Source organism: Corallococcus exiguus, from assembly GCF_009909105.1.
GTDB lineage: Bacteria > Myxococcota > Myxococcia > Myxococcales > Myxococcaceae > Corallococcus > Corallococcus exiguus.
On sequence record NZ_JAAAPK010000007.1, the window covers coordinates 407,310 to 423,464 of the forward strand.

At 69.5% G+C, this 16,155-nt stretch carries 11 protein-coding genes; 4 read left to right on the plus strand and 7 right to left on the minus strand.

What is annotated here, in order from left to right:
• Positions 1-41: 41 nt before the first annotated feature.
• Together GTZ93_RS26090 and GTZ93_RS26095 are read left to right on the plus strand one after the other, a co-directional pair.
• Entirely contained in the window at positions 42-1,442 is a 1,401-nt protein-coding gene (locus GTZ93_RS26090; protein WP_139917202.1) for a 3' terminal RNA ribose 2'-O-methyltransferase Hen1, read from the plus strand.
• Complete coding sequence (locus GTZ93_RS26095) at positions 1,439-3,997, plus strand: polynucleotide kinase-phosphatase (protein WP_139917204.1); 2,559 nt, start codon at positions 1,439-1,441, stop codon at positions 3,995-3,997. The genes GTZ93_RS26090 and GTZ93_RS26095 overlap by 4 nt, the downstream gene beginning before the upstream one ends.
• Before the next feature lies 1 nt (position 3,998).
• On the opposite strand, the gene GTZ93_RS26100 is transcribed toward GTZ93_RS26095, so the two are convergent.
• Positions 3,999-5,312, minus strand: a complete 1,314-nt coding sequence (locus tag GTZ93_RS26100; protein WP_139917206.1) for a porin — start codon at positions 5,310-5,312, stop codon at positions 3,999-4,001.
• A 351-nt stretch (positions 5,313-5,663) separates the two neighbouring features.
• Here GTZ93_RS26100 and GTZ93_RS26105 point away from each other — a divergent pair, with 351 nt between their 5' ends.
• Positions 5,664-7,193, plus strand: coding sequence for a M91 family zinc metallopeptidase (locus tag GTZ93_RS26105; RefSeq protein ID WP_139917208.1), 1,530 nt, complete (start codon positions 5,664-5,666; stop codon positions 7,191-7,193).
• On the opposite strand, the gene GTZ93_RS26110 is transcribed toward GTZ93_RS26105, so the two are convergent.
• From GTZ93_RS26110 to GTZ93_RS26135, 6 genes are all read right to left on the minus strand, one after another.
• Complete coding sequence (locus GTZ93_RS26110) at positions 7,190-7,507, minus strand: protealysin inhibitor emfourin (RefSeq protein WP_121752606.1); 318 nt, start codon at positions 7,505-7,507, stop codon at positions 7,190-7,192. The two genes, GTZ93_RS26105 and GTZ93_RS26110, sit on opposite strands and share 4 nt — an antisense overlap.
• 17 nt (positions 7,508-7,524) lie before the next feature.
• Positions 7,525-8,676 (minus strand): M4 family metallopeptidase, encoded by a 1,152-nt coding sequence (locus tag GTZ93_RS26115; RefSeq protein WP_139917210.1) that lies wholly within the window; start codon positions 8,674-8,676, stop codon positions 7,525-7,527.
• Positions 8,677-8,814: 138 nt separating this feature from the next.
• Positions 8,815-10,854: a WD40/YVTN/BNR-like repeat-containing protein gene (locus GTZ93_RS26120; protein ID WP_139917212.1), complete on the minus strand. Its 2,040-nt coding sequence runs from the start codon at positions 10,852-10,854 to the stop codon at positions 8,815-8,817.
• A gap of 248 nt (positions 10,855-11,102) precedes the next feature.
• Positions 11,103-12,239, minus strand: a complete 1,137-nt coding sequence (locus GTZ93_RS26125) for an ABC transporter permease (protein WP_139917214.1) — start codon at positions 12,237-12,239, stop codon at positions 11,103-11,105.
• Entirely contained in the window at positions 12,236-13,162 is a 927-nt protein-coding gene (locus tag GTZ93_RS26130) for an ABC transporter ATP-binding protein (RefSeq protein WP_120575259.1), read from the minus strand. Before GTZ93_RS26130 ends, GTZ93_RS26125 begins: the two co-directional genes overlap by 4 nt.
• Positions 13,159-14,157, minus strand: a complete 999-nt coding sequence (locus tag GTZ93_RS26135; protein ID WP_139917216.1) for an HlyD family secretion protein — start codon at positions 14,155-14,157, stop codon at positions 13,159-13,161. The genes GTZ93_RS26130 and GTZ93_RS26135 overlap by 4 nt, the downstream gene beginning before the upstream one ends.
• A gap of 363 nt (positions 14,158-14,520) precedes the next feature.
• On the opposite strand from GTZ93_RS26135, the gene GTZ93_RS26140 reads away from it, so the two are divergent.
• A complete protein-coding gene (locus GTZ93_RS26140) occupies positions 14,521-16,110 on the plus strand; it encodes a hypothetical protein (protein WP_257979094.1) in 1,590 nt (529 codons plus the stop codon).
• The last annotated feature ends 45 nt before the right edge of the window (positions 16,111-16,155 follow it).

Consider the following 16,155-nt stretch of genomic DNA (forward strand, 5'->3'; position numbering starts at 1 on the left):
TTCCACCCGTCCGGCGCGCAGCAGGATTCACGCGCGCCCCCATGCTCCTGACCCTATCGACGACCCATTCGCCCGCGACGGACCTGGGCTACCTGCTGCACAAGAACCCGGAACGGCCCCAGTCCTTCGAGCTTCCCTTCGGACTGGCGCACGTCTTCTACCCGGAGGCCTCCGCCGGCCGCACCACGGCGGCGCTCCTCCTGGAGGTGGACCCCGTCGCCCTGGTGCGCGGCCGTCCGTCGTCCGGAGGCCAGGGCGGCACGTTGGACCAGTACGTCAACGACCGGCCCTACGTGGCGTCGTCCTTCATGAGCGTGGCGCTGTCCCGCGTCTTCGGCACGGCGCTGTCGGGGCGCAGCAAGGACCGGCCGGAGCTGGCCGCACAACCCCTGCCCTTCTCCGCCCGCCTGTCGGTGCTGCCCTGCCGGGGCGGTGAAGCCTTCCTGCGCCGCCTCTTCGAGCCGCTCGGCTACACCGTCACCGCGACCCGCCACGCACTGGACGAAACGGTGCCCGCGTGGGGAGACAGCCGCTACTTCACCGTGACGCTGGAGGGACACGTGCGCCTGGGCGACCTGCTCTCGCATCTGTACGTCCTCATCCCGGTGCTCGACGACGACAAGCACTACTGGGTCGGCGACGAGGAGGTGGAGAAGCTGGTGCGACACGGTGAGGGCTGGCTCGCCACGCACCCGGAGCGCGAACAGATTGCCCGCCGCTACCTGCGCCACCGCCACAGCCTGGCGCGCGAGGCCCTGGAGCGGCTCGCGGGCGACGAGGCCCCCGAGCCCGAGGAGCGCCAGGAGGCGCGCAACGCCGAGGAGGCCGTGCTCGAGTCGCGCCTGAGCCTCAACGAGCAGCGGCTCCAGACGGTGATGACCGTCCTCCAGGAGCACGGCGCCGCGCGCGTGGTGGACCTGGGCTGCGGAGAGGGCCGGCTGCTCAAGGCCCTGCTGAAGGACCGCCGCTTCACCGAGCTCGTCGGCATGGACGTGTCCCACCGCACGCTGGAGATTGCCCACGACCGGCTCGGCATCGAACGGATGCCGGACCTACAACGGCAGCGCGTGAAGCTGCTGCACGGCTCGCTCCTGTACCGCGATCAGCGGCTCGCGGGCTTCGATGCCGCCACCGTCATCGAGGTCATCGAACACCTGGACATGCCGCGCCTCGCGGCCTTCGAGCGCGTGCTCTTCGAGTACACGCGGCCGGGCCTCATCCTCCTCACCACCCCCAACGCCGAGTACAACGTGCGCTTCACCTCGCTCCCCACCGGTACCTTCCGCCACCGCGACCACCGCTTCGAGTGGACCCGCGCCGAGTTCGAGGCGTGGGCGGCGAGCATGTGCGAGCGCTACGGCTACACCGTGAGCTTCCGGCCGGTGGGCGAGAACGACGCGGAGGTCGGCGCGCCGACGCAGATGGCGGTATTCACGCGATGAACATCCACATTCCAGAGCTGTCACTCGTCGTGCTGATTGGCCCGTCCGGCTCGGGGAAGTCGACCTTCGCGCGCCGGCACTTCAAGCCCACGGAGGTGCTCTCCTCGGACACCTACCGGGGCGTCGTGTCCGACGACGAGAACAACCAGGAGGCGACGAAGGACGCCTTCGAGACGCTGCGCTTCGTCGCGGCGAAGCGGCTGGCGCGGGGCCTGCTCACCGTGGTGGACGCCACCAACGTGCAGCCGGAGTCCCGCAAGGCCTTCGTCGAACTGGCGCGCGAGTACCACGTGCTGCCCGTGGCGCTGGTGCTGGACGTGCCGGAGCGCACCTGCATCGAGCGCAACCAGCAGCGGCCGGACCGCGCCGCCAGCTTCCGCTTCGTGCGCAACCAGGTCTCGCAGATGCACCGCTCCATGCGCGGCCTGGAGCGCGAGGGCTTCCGCCACCTCCACGTCCTCAAGCCGGACGCCATCGAACGCGTGGTGCTGGAGCGCCAGCCGCTCTGGTGCAACCTCAAGCATGAGCGCGGGCCCTTCGACATCATCGGAGACATCCATGGCTGCCGTGAGGAGCTGGAGGCGCTGCTCGCGAAGCTGGGCTACCAGGTGCGGCCGCGCACGGACGGCACGCCGGGCGTCGACGTGCGCCCGCCGGAGGGCCGCAAGGCCGTCTTCCTGGGCGACCTGGTGGACCGCGGCCCGGACATCCCGGGCGTGCTGCGGCTGGTGATGGACATGGTGGAGGCCGGCACCGCGCTGTGCGTGCCGGGCAACCACGAGATGAAGCTGCTGCGCAAGCTGCGCGGCAGCAAGGTCAACGTGTCCCACGGCATGGCCCAGACGCTGGAGCAGTTAGAGAAGGAACCGCCGGAGTTCCACCAGCGCGTGGCGAAGTTCATCGACGACCGGGTGTCCCACTACGTGCTGGACGACGGGCGCCTGGTGGTAGCGCACGCGGGACTGAAGGAGAGCATGCAGGGCCGGGGCTCCGGCCGCGTGCGCACCTTCGCGCTCTACGGCGAGACGACGGGCGAGACGGACGAGTACGGCTTCCCGGTGCGCTTCAACTGGGCGGCGGAGTACCGGGGCCGCGCGTCGGTGGTGTACGGCCACCAGGCCGTGCTGGAGGCCGAGTGGGTCAACAACACGCTGTGCGTTGACACCGGCTGCGTCTATGGCGGCCAGCTCACCGCCCTGCGCTACCCGGAGCGGGAGCTGGTCTCCGTCCCCGCGCAGCGCGTGTACTGCGAGCCGGTGAAGCCCCTGGCCGCTCCGGCTCCGTCCGGCCTGAGCGCGCAGCAACAGGCGGATGACGTGCTGGACCTGGAGGACGTGCGGGGCAAGCGCGTCATCTCCACGCGACTGGCCGCGAACGTCACCCTGCGCGAGGAGAACACCACCGCGGCGCTGGAGGCGATGAGCCGCTTCGCCATGGATCCGCGCTGGCTCATCTACCTGCCGCCCACCATGTCGCCCTCGGAGACGAGCACCGAGCCCGGCTTCCTGGAGCATCCCCAGCAGGCGTTCGACTACTACCGCAAGGAGGGCGTGGCGCAGGTCGTCTGCGAGGAGAAGCACATGGGCTCGCGCGCCGTCGTCGTCATCGCGCGCGACGCGGACGCCGCCCGCCGCCGCTTTGGCGTCACCTCCGGCGAGACGGGCGTCTGCTACACGCGCACCGGCCGGCGCTTCTTCACCGACGAAGCCATGGAGGCCGCGTTCCTCGCGCGCGTCCGGGCGGCGCTGGACGCGTCCGGCTTCTGGGAGGAGCTGAAGACGGACTGGGCCTGCCTGGACTGCGAGCTGATGCCTTGGTCGCTCAAGGCCCAGGAACTCTTGCGCGACCCGTACGCCGCCGTGGGGGCTGCCTCCCGCGCGGCGCTGACGGACGTGGTGTCCGTGCTGGGACAGGCCACCGCCCGGGGACTGCCGCTGGGCGAGCTGTCCACGCGCTTCACGGACAAGGCCACCGACGTCCAGCGTTACGTGGAGGCGTACCGGCGCTACTGCTGGCCGGTGACGTCTCTGGACGACGTGCGGCTGGCACCGTTCCACCTGCTGGCCACGGAGGGCGCGACCCACGTGGACAAGGACCACGTCTGGCACATGGAGACGCTGGCGCGCGTGTGCCGTGCGGACCCGTCGTTCCTGGTGGCCACGCCCTACCGCGTCGTGGCGCTGGAGGACGCGGACGCGGTGGCCGGCGGCATGCGGTGGTGGGAGGAGCTCACCGCGCGCGGCGGCGAGGGCATGGTGGTGAAGCCGTTTGGATTCGCGGTGCGCGGACGCAAGGGCGTGGTGCAGCCCGCCATCAAGTCCCGGGGCACGGAGTACCTGCGCATCATCTACGGCCCGGAGTACACCACGCCCGCGAACCTGGACCGGCTGCGCCAGCGAGGCCTGGGCACCAAGCGTTCACTCGCGCTGCGCGAGTTCGCGCTGGGCGTGGAGGGACTGGAGCGCTTCACGAAGAAGGAGTCCCTCCGCCGCGTGCACGAGTGCGTCTTCGGCGTGCTCGCCCTGGAGAGCGAGCCCGTCGACCCGCGACTCTGACTCAGTAATTGAACTGGAGCTGGAGGCGCGTCACGTGCCCCTGCTCCTGTTCATACGGGTAGCGCGACGAGGTGCGGTCCGCGATGACGTAGGCGGCCGTCAGCTCCAGCGCCTTCCAGATCTGCCACTCCGCGCCCAGCTCCAGCTCGCGCACGTCGTAGAGGGGGGCGTTGGTCTCGAACTTCTTGCCGCCCTTGTAGAGCGTGCCGCGCACGTAGGGGATGAGCGACACGCCCACCACGCCGTCCAGCTTGTACATGAGCTGCGCGTAGCCGCCATGCAGGTTGCGGCTGTCGATGAGCAGCGCCTCGTCCGGGAACGAGCCCAGCGACGGCCCACGCCCGATGTTGTATTCGGCCTGGAAGCCCAGGGGCTGCGGGTAGATCATCAGGCTGACGATGGCTCGGGCATCCACCATGTTGGGGCCACGCGCCAGCGCATAGGCCGCGTCATCGCGCGGGGCCGCGCTGAGGTTGAAACGGCCGTAGTAGGCGCCGGTGCCGACCTCCACGTACTGGGAACCGAAGAGGAAGGGATAGCTGACGCGCGCGACGGCGTGAGGGCTGTTGTTGCGCTCGGCGCGGTTGGCCGTCTGGCCGTTGTAGACGCCCAGGCCCACCACGCCGTAGTCGCCGGAGCCCTTGAGGCCGCTGTCGACAAGGTACTTGAAGCGCTCGCGGATGTGCGAGGGCGCCCAGTAGAAGAACACGCCCACGTCGCGCTCGTCCTTCAGCGCGCTGTTGATGGCGTCGTTTCGGTCCAGCGCGAGGCGGTTCTGGCTGGACTGGAGGTTCTCGAAGCCGAACGGCACCTTCGACTGGCCCACGCGGAAGCGGAACTCCTTCTTCGCGTCCACGAAGATGTCCGCGTACCAGTCCCGCATGACGGCGACGTTGTACTGGTCACCGATGACGGAGGCGAAGTCCGGCTGCAGGTAGATGGACACGTGCGGGTGCACGTCCCCGAAGATGACGAGCCGCGCGCGGCGGATGCCAAAGCCGGTGTCCTTGCCCAGGAAGCGGTCGCCCTGGTCGTTGATGAGCGAGTCGTTCACCCGGAAGCTGGGCAGCCGGTTGTAGCGGACCTGCGTGTAGCCCCGGAGGCGGATGCTCTCGTACCAGGGCTTGGTCTTCTCCTTTTCCTTCTCCTTCTCCTCCGCGGGGGGCGGCAGCGCGGCGGGAGGCACGACCTCGCCCTGGGGAGCGGGCTCGGGAGGAGTCTCCTGGGCCTGGGCGAGGGTGGAGGAGGAGAAGAAGAGCGCGGTACCAGCCAGCAGGGCCTGAAGGACGGAGCGGTGGGACGAAGCGAGGGTCATGGGTTCGTGGGAGACGGGCGGGGAGCAGGGAGGGACCCGCCCGGTCCCGTTGTGGCGCTCCCGTTACCGAAGAGCGCGGCCCTCCGCCACGCACCGACCCCTGTTGTTGCCACACCGTTACCGGCGACGCGGTCCTGTCACACGAACGAGCGGCCCGTGTCACACGCCCGTGACATGGCCCGGCCTCCCCACCCCTGAACGAGTCATTCCCAGGGGTTGGCCTGGAAACAGCGGTCCGAGGCAACCGGCGTCACGCTTTCGCGACAATCCCCTTCGGGCGGCATTCATCCGCTCCCCGGCAGCCGTTCGCCGGACCCGCACCGGGTGTCTCCGTCACCCGCGAGAAGCGACATGACCTCGATTGGCAAGCCTGGTTCGCGCCCCGCCTCGTCCCCCGTGAGCACGCAGCCGGTGAAGGCTCCCGTCACGGCGAAGCCCAACGCGGTGAAGGCCGCTGTCGCGCAGCGGATGAAGGACGGCTTCGACTCGGCCCCGCGCTCGGGCGCCGCTTCCCGGCCGGTGCTGTCCGCGGAGATCCGCTCCGGTGAGGGGGCTGGGGGCATCGGGGGCGCCCTGGGCAAGGCCGCGGGCAAGGCGGCCGGTGGCATCGGCGAAGCGCTGGGCAAGATCGCGGGCCGCGTGGGCAGCGCCCTTGCCGGGCCCCAGGTGAGCACGAACGCGGATGGCCGGACGGTGGTGGACCTGGGCGCGGGCAACAACACCGCGACGGTGTCGCAGAACAAGGACGGCGGGCTGACCATCAAGTCCGGCAGCGACACGGTGACGCTAACCGCGGAGCAGGCCAAGGGCGCCATCATCAACGGCGGTGACGGCAACGACTCCATCACCGTGGACGCGAGCGTCACGCAGGACATCACCCTGGACGGCGGCGCGGGCGACGACAAGCTCACCGGCGGCAAGGGCAACGACACGCTCATCGGCGGCGCGGGCAACGACACCCTCATCGGTGGCGAGGGCAAGGACACGCTGAAGGGCCAGGACGGCGACGACTACCTGGAGGGCGGCGCGGGCGATGACCGCATCATGGGTGGCGAGGGCCGCGACGTGATGTACGGCCTGGACGGCAACGACTACATGTCCGGCGGCAAGGGCCGGGACTACATCGACGCGGGCGCGGGCAACGACCGGGCCTACGGCGGCGAGGGCGACGACCAGGTCATCGGCGGGCGCGGCAACGACACGCTGAGCGGCGGCGCCGGCAACGACGCGGTGGCGGGTGGCGAGGGCAAGGACAGCGTCCGTGGCGGCACGGGCACGGACAAGCTCTACGTCGAGGAGAACGAGAAGACCGCCGACGCGGCCGAGGGTGAGCGCGAAATCGTCGACATGACGAACGCCGACCAGCGCGGCCGCTCGGTGACGGTGTCGGGCAGCGCGGACTTCCAGGCGCGCGTGCAGTCGGACCTGGACGCGATGCGCTCGCTGCCTTCGGGCCAGGAACTGCTGCGCACGCTGGATGACAGCGGCCACACCACGACCATCAAGGAGACGTCCAGCGGCAACTCCGCGTCCGCGCAGAACAAGGACGACGCCTGGTTCAACGCGGACGGCACGCCGGGCAAGGGCACCAACGGCACGGTGAACTACAACACCACGCGCATCTCGCTGGGCAGCGAGGACTGGATGAACCGCCCGCCCGTCGTCGCGCTGTTCCACGAAATGGTGCACGCCTCGGACTACGCCAACGGCACGCTGGCGCTCGGTGAGAAGGACGGCGTGAACAACCGCGAGACGTCCGCGGTGGGCCTGCCCATCGACCTGGATCAGAATCCGTCCACGCCGGACGTGGTGCAGGGCGGCCGCCCCGGAGAGAACGTCCTCCGCGACGACCTGAACCTGCCCACCCGTCCGCGCTACTAGCGCGTGTCCCGAGCCGCCTTCTGGATGAGCTCCAGCAGGGAGCGCAGGTGCGGCTCCGTCACGGGCTCCATCAGCTGGACCGAATGCCTCCGCCCGCCATCGTCCTCGATGGTGACGGTGTAGCGCGTCCGGTCCGCGCCCCGCTGGGGCGAAGCACCCACGGTGGCCGGCTGTTCGAAGAAGCGGGCCTCCCGCACCTCCCGCTGGAGCGCCTCCGCCGTGGCGGGAGGCAGGGCCGCCAGGTCCACGGTGCGGGGCCTGGCGAGGCCTGGGAAGAAGGCGACGCCTCCCTCCCGTTTGAGCTCGATTCGCATTCCGTCGACCCCAGGACCTAGTGCTTGCGCTGCACCGGCTGCGCGGCCTGCTTCTGCACCTGCGGCGTCCAGGCCGGCTGGCCTGCCCGCTCCTTGGAGACCTTGATGCCCACCTGGTTCCAGGCGTCGCGCACGATCTGCTCCTCGTCGCCGCTGCCGTAGAGCCGGACGGTCGCCGTCACGGTGAGCCGGGCGAAGGAGAGGAACGAGGCGTTGGGCTTCAGCCGGGGGTCGCGCAGCGTCTCCAGCCAGATGAGGCCGGCCTTCTCCCACGCGTAGCCCTTCAGGTTGGTGGCCGCGATGCAGAAGGCCTTGTTGGGGATGCCGGAGTTGATGTGCACGCCGCCGTTGTCCTCCCACGTGTTCACGAAGTCCTTCATGAGGGCCGGCTGCGGATCCTTGCCGAGCACCGGATCATCGAACGCGGTGCCGGGGTCCTTCATGGAGCGCAGCGCCTTGCCCTGGACCTTGTCCGTGAGGAGCCCCGCGCCGATGAGCCAGTCGGCCTGCTCCGCCGTCTGGTTCAACAGGCGCTGCTTCACGAGCGAGCCGAAGCAGTCCGACATGTGCTCGTTGAGCGCGCCCGCCTGGGAGAAGTAGGCAAGAGGGCCCTCGTGCTCCGTCACGCCGTGGGCCAGCTCGTGTCCCATGATGTCCACCGCGATGGTGAAGCGGTTGAACAGTTCCCCGTCGCCGTCGCCAAACACCATGCGCTCGCCGTCCCAGAAGGCGTTGTCGTAGCCACTGCCATAGTGGACGTGGCCGTTCAGCGGCATGCCGTTGCCGTCAATGGAGTTGCGCCCGTAGACGTCCCAGTAGAGGTCGTAGGTCGCGCCCAGGCCGACATAGGCTTCGTCGACCGCTTGGTCGCTGACGTCGTCATCGCCCTCCTTGCGGGCCACCGTTCCCGGAAGGGCTTCGGTGTTCTTCACGTCGTAGATGGTGCGGAGCCTCTGGCTCTCCACGACCATGGGGGCGGGAATCAACCGCTTCGCGGCCTGGGGCGCGCCGCTGCTCGACAGGCGGATGGCGCGCAGGGTGTTGTCGATGGAGAGCGTCCGCAGGGCCTTCGCGCGCTGCTGTGGCGAACCGTTCTGCGCAATCTGCCGGCTGACGTACGGCGGCAGGATGCAGTGGTGGGAATGCCAGATTCGGGTGTTGCAGCACATCACCAATCTCCTTCTGAAGTGGGTACCAGAAGACGATGGTGATGACGGCAGGCCGTGCTCGGGACACGGCACGGCATGGGCTCCCCGGTCGCCAGGGAACCCATGCGGCGCCTCGCGCTCAAGCCTGCTCGCGTGGCGTCAGGGCTTGTGAAGGACGGCCGTGTCCCCCACCAGCCACAGCTCCGACGAAGACGGCGCCCACACGCCCCGGAGGACGCGGCGGGTGCCGGTGGTCTCCGCGTTCCACTTGCCGCCGTCGAAGCGAAGCAGAGTGCCGTTGTCACCCACCGCCCAGACCTCGTTGGCGGAGCGACCCATCAGCCCGTTGAGCTGGGACGAGGTGCCGCTGGCCACAGGGAGCCAGAGGGCGCCGTTGTAGCGCAGCAGCGTGCCTTCCGCGCCCGCCGCCCAGACGTCCGACGGCCCGCTGCCCCACACGGCCTTCAGGGCCTTGTTGGTGCCGGAGGTCATGGTGCTCCAGGCGGTGCCATCCCAGCGCAGGAGGGTGCCGGCGTCGCCCACCGCGATGGCCAGCGAGGGCCCCTGCACCCAGACAGCGTTGAGCGTCGCCTGGACCTCCGTGGGCTTCCGCGTCCAGGTGGTGCCGTCGAAATGGACGGCCTGGCCGGAAGCGCCCACCGCCCAGATGTCCGTCGCGGACGCGCCATGGATGGCGTACAGCGCCAGCGACGACTCCGCGGTGTACTGCGTGATGAAGCGGGCTCCGTCGAACCGGTAGATGCGGTCATGGAAGGAGGACGTCACCCAGACGTCTGTCGAGGAGGCCGCGTAGACGCCCGTCACGTCGTCGACGGGGGAGAAGTCCAGCTGCGGCTCGATCCAGCCGCCGCCGTTCCAGTGCAGCACGCGGCCCGGGTCTCCCACCGCCCACACGTCCGACGGCCCCGTGCCATGGATGGCCCGCGCCACCCTCAAGTTGCGCAGCGGCGCCTGGGAGGTCCAAGCCTGCCCGCTCCACTTCTGCACCTGGCCGCCCGAACCAAAGGACCACACGTTGTCAGGCCCGCTGCCGGTAATGGGCCCCACGGCGTCCTCGTCCGTGTCCGTCCACTTCGTGCCGTTATAGACGTAGCCGAAGTCCTCTCCACCCGACAGCACCAGCGAGGGCGACGCGGCGTACACGTAGAACAGTTGATCCGACGAGCGCAGGGACTGCTCGATGCCCGCGGGCGTGGTGCGGAACACCTGGCCGTAGTCGTCACAGAAGATGCAGGGGTCATCCGAGGCGACGGTCCAGACATCGTTCGGACCGGTGCCCGTCACCTGATGGAAGTCGATGTCCGTGGTGCCCGCGTCGATGCCGGAGACCGCATTGCCGTCGTACCGGCGCAGCGTCCCGGACTGCCCCACCATCCAGACATCCGAAGGCCCGCTGCCCCACACGCCGTTGAGGTTCTTCGTCGTGGACACGTCCACGCCCTGGAAGCCGCTGCCCTGGTCGCGCCGCACGGTGCCGTTGGCGCCCACGGCCCAGACGTCGCCCGGACCGGAGGCCCACACGGAGTTCAGGTCGCGCGTCGTCCCGGAGCTCACGGCAGAGAAAGCACTGCCCGTCGTGGAGTGGAGCACGGTGCCGCCCGCGCCCACCGTCCACACGTTCGTCGCGGAGAGGGCGTGCACGTCGCTCAGCGACGTCAGCGTCCCGCTGGCCACGCGCGTCCAGCGCGTTCCGTCCCAGTGCTGGATGAAGCCGTCCTCGCCCACGGCCCAGCCGTCATTGGCCGCGCTGAAGTGCGCGCCCTTGAAGCTGTAGCCATGGGGCAGCGGATACTCCCAGCACCAGCCGTCGCTGCACTCGCGGTTCGCGGCGGGGATGCCACACGTCTGCTCCACGCCGCGTCCGCCGCACACCTCCGGCGCCGCGCACGTCCCGCAGGAGACGGTGCCACCGCAGCCATCCGGCTCGGTGCCGCACTCGACTCCGGGGCTGCACGCCGTCTTGATGTCGGGGCAACCACAGACATTGGCCTCGCCGCCGCCTCCGCAGGTAGCGGGCGTCGCGCAGGTGCCGCAGTCGAGATCGTGGCCACAGCCATCCGTCGTGTCGCCACAGTTGAAGCCCCGCGACTCGCACGTCCTGGGAACGCAGTTGTCATCATCGTCCCCACAGCCGGCGGCGAAGGTCGCCACGCAGAGGAGCACGAAGGGGAGGGTCACCCTCCCCCACCGATGGGAGCTTGAACGCGGCGCATCCTGCAGGCGCGAAGTCCGCACCGCACCTACCGCGAAGGAGTCGTCACGGGACATGGGCATCTCCAGACCGGAGGCGGGACTGAACCCCGCGAAACCACGTGAAACGTGGCTCCGGTGCGGAAGTAAGGTTGCAAACGGCGGTCCGGTTGGATCGTCCGGACGTCCAAGCACCCTCCTTTCGCGGCTGCGTCATGCTCGACGTGTGGCGTCAATCAATCCAAAGTCGTGCGTGACCTCGCGAGTGCCGCGCCGGCCACCGCGAGCACGAACAGGCCCAGCGCCAGCAGGTCGTTCCCCATGTCCGCCAGCACCTGGTCCTTGAGCAGCGCGCCCCGGACGATGCGCAGGAAGTGCGTGACGGGGATGATTTCGCCCAGCACCCGGGCCCACGGAGGCAGGCCCAGGAAGGGGAAGGCGAAGCCGGAGAGGAAGATGGACGGCAGCATGTAGAACATGGACATCTGCATCGCCTGCAGCTGGCTGCGCGCCACGGTGGAGATGAGGTAGCCCAGCGACAGGTTGCCCACGATGAACAGCACGATGCCGCACGCCAACGCCAGCCACCCCGCGGGCGTGCGCGCCATGGGCACCGAGAACAACCCTCGCGCCATGCCCAGCACGACAACGGTCTGCACCAGCCCCACGACGACGTACGGCGTGAGCTTGCCCACCATGATCTCCGCCGGGGTGGCGGGCGTGGACAGCAGCGTCTCCATGGTGCCGCGCTCTCGCTCGCGGGTGACGGCCATGGCGGTCATCATCACCAGCGTCATGGACAGGATGATGCCCAGCAGGCCCGGCACGATGTGGAACGGAGAGCGGCTCTCCGGGTTGTAGCGCCGGTGCACCACCACCTCGAAGGCGGGCGCGGTGGACCGGGGAGCCCCCAGCCCCACCCGTTCGTTCCGCAGCGCCTCCGTGGGCAGCACGCTCACCGCGGCGAGCGCTCCCGCCGCGGCCTGCGGATCGGACGCGTCCGCCTCCGCGAGGATTTGAGCGCGCTCGCCCTTGAGCACCCGCCGACTGAAGTCCGGTGGGATGGTGATGCCGAGCATCACCTGTCCCCGGCGGATGAGCTGATCCAACTCCTCGTCGGAGCGCGGCAGGTAGCGCACGTCCACGTAGCCGGTGCGCTCCAGCGCGGCGACGACGGAGTTCGCCAGGGTGCTGGTGTCGTGGGACAGCACCGCGGCGGGCAGGTGCCGGGGGTCCATGTTGATGGCGTAGCCGAAGATGAGCAGTTGCATCACCGGCATGACGAGGATCATCGCGTAGGTGATGCGGTCGCGCCGCAGCTGCGTGAACTCCTTGAGCAGCACGGCCAGGATGCGCGGAAGCGAACCCGTCATGACGTGTACCGTTCGTCGCGCTCGCGACCCATGAGTTGGATGAAGACGTCCTCCAGGGAGGGCGTCACCTCGCTCCACCGGAAGGGTTCCTTGCGCCAGGGGACGAGCGCGGCCTCCAGGGCTTCTCGCTTCAGCCCGCTGACGTGCACGGCGGCGCCGAACGCGGAGGCGCTGAGCACGCCGTCCGCCTGGGCCAGCAGGTGCGCCGCGCGGTCGATGCCCGGCCCTTCCCCCAGGAACGTCACCAGCCCGGAGTCGCGGATGAGCGCGTCCGCCGTGCCCCGCGCGATGAGGCGCCCATACAGGATGTAGCCGATGTCGTGGCAGCGCTCCGCCTCGTCCATGTAGTGCGTGGACACCAGCACCGTGAGCCCGCCCGCGGCGAGCGTGTGGATTTCGTCCCAGAACTCACGGCGGGCCTTGGGGTCCACGCCCGCGGTGGGCTCGTCCAGGAGCAGCAGGCGGGGCTCGTGCAGCGTCGCGGCGGCCAGGGCCAGGCGCTGCTTCCAGCCGCCGGAGAGCGCGCCCGCCAGCTGGTCTCTCCGGTCGAAGAGGCCCAGCCGGTGGAGCGTGTCCTCCACCCGCTCGCGCCGTTGGTCCAGACCGTGGACGCGCGCGACGAAGGCAAGGTTCTCCTCCAGCGTCATGTCTTCGTAGAGGGAGAACTTCTGCGTCATGTAGCCCGTCTGGCGCTTGATGGCGTCGCCCCGGGCACGGAAGTCCAGGCCCAGCACGGTGCCCTCGCCGCTGTCGGGCGTGAGCAGTCCGCACAGCAGCCGCAGCGTCGTCGTCTTGCCGGAGCCGTTGGGGCCCAGGAAGCCGGTGATGCGTCCGGCGTCCACGGCGATGGAGACGTCCCGCACGACGTGCCGGTCGCCAAAGGACTTGTTGAGCCCGCGCACGTCGATGGCCCGCTCGTTCATCGGTCCGCCTCCACGGGTGCCTGCTTCAGGGGTGTCACGTCGATGGGCTGCCCGGGCAGGAGGCGCGTGGGCGCGGAGGGCACCGCCTCCAGCAGGAACACCAGCTTCTGCCGCGTCTCCAGGCTGTAGATGATGGGCGGCGTGTACTCAGGGCGCGGCGCGACGTAGTCCACGCGCGCCGTCATCCCGGTGTCGCAGCCGTCGCAGGCGATGGCCACCGTGGTGCCTGGCGGAAAGGACGCCACCCTCCCCTGCGGCACGTAGAATCGCACCTTCAGCTGCGCGTCCGGGATGATGCTGACGACGGGGGCGTTGGGCATGGCCCACTCGCCCTGCTGGAAGAGGACGTCCTCCACCCGGCCCACGACGGGAGACACAGGCGCCAGCTCCACGACCTGCTGCTCCGCCGCGGTGACGCCCGAGCGTCCGCTGGTGAGTTGTGCGCGGACGACCTCCAGCTGCGCGCCCGCCGCCGCCACGTCCGTGCGGGCCGCGTCTCGCTGGGCATGAGCGCGCGTCGCCGTCGCGCGCAGCAGGTCCAGTTGCTGGGGCGTCACGGCACCCTCCACGGTCTTCTCGACGGCGACGAGCCGGGCCAGATCCGCGTCCGCGCGGTCCGCTTCCGCCTGCGCGGCGGCGAGCGAGGCACGCGCCCGGGCCACGTCCGACTGGCGTGCGAGCAACTGTGCTTCGATCTGCCCCACCTGCGCCCGCGCCTGGTCGGCCCGCGCCGTAAGCGACGTGGGCTCCATGCGGAACAGCGGCGTGCCCACCTCCACGCGCTGTCCGCGCACCACCGCCACGGACGCCACCATGCCGGCCACCGGCGAGGACAGGTAGACGTTGTCGCTGACGACGAAGCCGGTGAAGCGTGGCGGCGGTTCCGGGGTCGGCCGCCGCAGCCACAGGATGCCGCTGATGATGACGGCGACCAGCACCGCCCCCGCGACGATGCCCCGCTTCGAGTGTTTCCTCTTCCTGCCCGGTCCCGACACCCGTGCCTCCTGGCGCGGCCTCGCCGCGATTGGAGCGCCCCCCGAGCGCGGCGGGTCCACGCTACGCCTGCCTCGCCCGGGGGTCCGCGTCTGGCTCACGGGCAGGTCCTGAACCCGTGTCCTGGCGTCACCTTGAGCACCCGACGTGCCAACACTGAACGCCAGGGGAGCCCCCGGGGGCAGGCCCTTCACCTGTTCGGAGTTCCGGCGCCGGACGCCGGGTCGCCGGAATACCAGACGCACAGCGCGTCAAAACATACCATGCGGATTGTCCATGATTTACAGGGGAGTCGTGTAAAGAGCCTTTTCATCCACTGCACATGTTTCGCGGTGTCATGCGGCCATTGGCTGCGAGGGAGAGGTATGCGGAAGCTGTCCATGATGGGCGTGATGCTGTTCGGCGCACTGGTGTCAGGGTGTCAGGGTGAGGACTGGGAGCCGCCCGCGCACGAACAGCCCGGCGGGGCGACCACACGGCAGGCGATCGTCTCCCCGGAGCTCGCGGCGTCACTCGCGTGCGTCGAGACGTATGTCGGCGCGGGGACCTGCGACTGGGAACACTGGAGCGAGCTGTGGGAGACGTGCCAGACCTACGAGCACGCGGAGCTCGAGGACGGCCTCTTCCTGGATGAGGTGCAGGCCGAGAACTGCACGGCGGCCAACTGGACCGCGCTGCGCGAGCAGCTCATCGCCCCGCGCGCGCCGCTCGTCCGCGTGCGTGAAAGCTGTAACGGTGTCTCCCAGGTGATTCAGGAAGCCGCATCCAACGGCTGCCACACCCTCCCGCAGGCCGCGGGCGCCTCCTTCGTCGACGTGCCCATCGGCAAGGCCGTGACGCTCCATGCCGCTGGGGACTGCACCGGCGACTCGGTCACGGTCGACACCGACACGAACCTCTGTGAGACCTCGTTCGGGAGCGGCGCGAGCGCGAACGACCAGGTGCGTTCGTTCCGCGTCCAGGACGTCGAGGTGCTCCCCTCGGCGCACCGCTACGACTGCGCTGGCGATGAGTCGACCTGCGTCAAGAACAACAACAACGCCAGCAAACTGGGCGCCATCAACACGAAGCACACCGTCAAGGTCGTCCGCATCGCCCTGGATGGCAGGACGACGCCCGCCCTCAGCACCATCCAGAACACCATCCGGGGTGTGTACCGCGACTTCGCCGTCGCGTCTCGCGGCCAGGTGAGCCTGGAGTTCACTGGCTCCCAGACCGTGCAGGTGACGAGCAGCAACTGCACGACCGCGAAGAACCAGGCCCGCCAGAAGGCCAACTCGAGCGCGTTCCTCACGGTCTTCGTGCTGCCCGGCGGGATGTGCTCCACCTCGAACGCCGGCTCGCGCAGCGTCTTCCTCAAGGGCACCCTGGCGCGGGACTATGCCCACGAGATCGGGCACGTCCTCGGCCTCGCGCACAGCAACGTGCGAGACCCCTCCACCGGCCAGGTCCGCTCGTCCGCGGACTCGAGCAGCTTCATGAGCACCTTCTCGGCGGACAACTACAACCTCCCGCAGCTCCATTGGCTGGGGTGGACGAAGAAGGAGGAGCTCGTCGGCATCAACTCGGCCATCGACAACAATGGCTCCACCGAGGTGACCCTCCGTCCGGTGGGCACCAACGACGACAGCACCAGCAGCCTCCCGCTGGGCGCGGTCTGGGAGATTCCTGGCACCGATCAGCGGCTGTTCATCGCCGTCCCGAAGCCGCGCCTCAATGGCACGAATCAAATCGAGGGCGGCACGGTGTTCGCGTACCGGGCCCCCAAGTGCGTGGGCTGCACGGGCATGGCCATGGGCACGATGCAGATGGCGCGGTTCGGTCCCAAGTCCGTCAATGAGCACGAAGCGAGCGGCCTCTTCCTCAAGCCGGTGGGCTACACGAGCAGCTTCGTCCAGGAGGGTGGGAAGAGCGTCGAGGTGTTCACCTCCGTCACGCTGCGCATCCGGAAGTAGAGGCCGTCCTCGGCACCGGGAGTGTTCGGATTTCCGACGCCCGGT

Bases quoted from the DNA above. Each gene is read 5' to 3' on its own strand.
- GTZ93_RS26125 (WP_139917214.1), bottom strand. From the start codon at position 12,239: ATGACGGGTTCGCTTCCGCGCATCCTGGCCGTGCTGCTCAAGGAGTTC.
- GTZ93_RS26095 (WP_139917204.1), top strand. From the start codon at position 1,439: ATGAACATCCACATTCCAGAGCTGTCACTCGTCGTGCTGATTGGCCCG.
- GTZ93_RS26130 (WP_120575259.1), bottom strand. From the start codon at position 13,162: ATGAACGAGCGGGCCATCGACGTGCGCGGGCTCAACAAGTCCTTTGGC.
- GTZ93_RS26100 (WP_139917206.1), bottom strand. From the start codon at position 5,312: ATGACCCTCGCTTCGTCCCACCGCTCCGTCCTTCAGGCCCTGCTGGCT.
- GTZ93_RS26105 (WP_139917208.1), top strand. From the start codon at position 5,664: ATGACCTCGATTGGCAAGCCTGGTTCGCGCCCCGCCTCGTCCCCCGTG.
- GTZ93_RS26140 (WP_257979094.1), top strand. From the start codon at position 14,521: ATGCGGAAGCTGTCCATGATGGGCGTGATGCTGTTCGGCGCACTGGTG.
- GTZ93_RS26090 (WP_139917202.1), top strand. From the start codon at position 42: ATGCTCCTGACCCTATCGACGACCCATTCGCCCGCGACGGACCTGGGC.
- GTZ93_RS26115 (WP_139917210.1), bottom strand. From the start codon at position 8,676: ATGTGCTGCAACACCCGAATCTGGCATTCCCACCACTGCATCCTGCCG.
- GTZ93_RS26110 (WP_121752606.1), bottom strand. From the start codon at position 7,507: ATGCGAATCGAGCTCAAACGGGAGGGAGGCGTCGCCTTCTTCCCAGGC.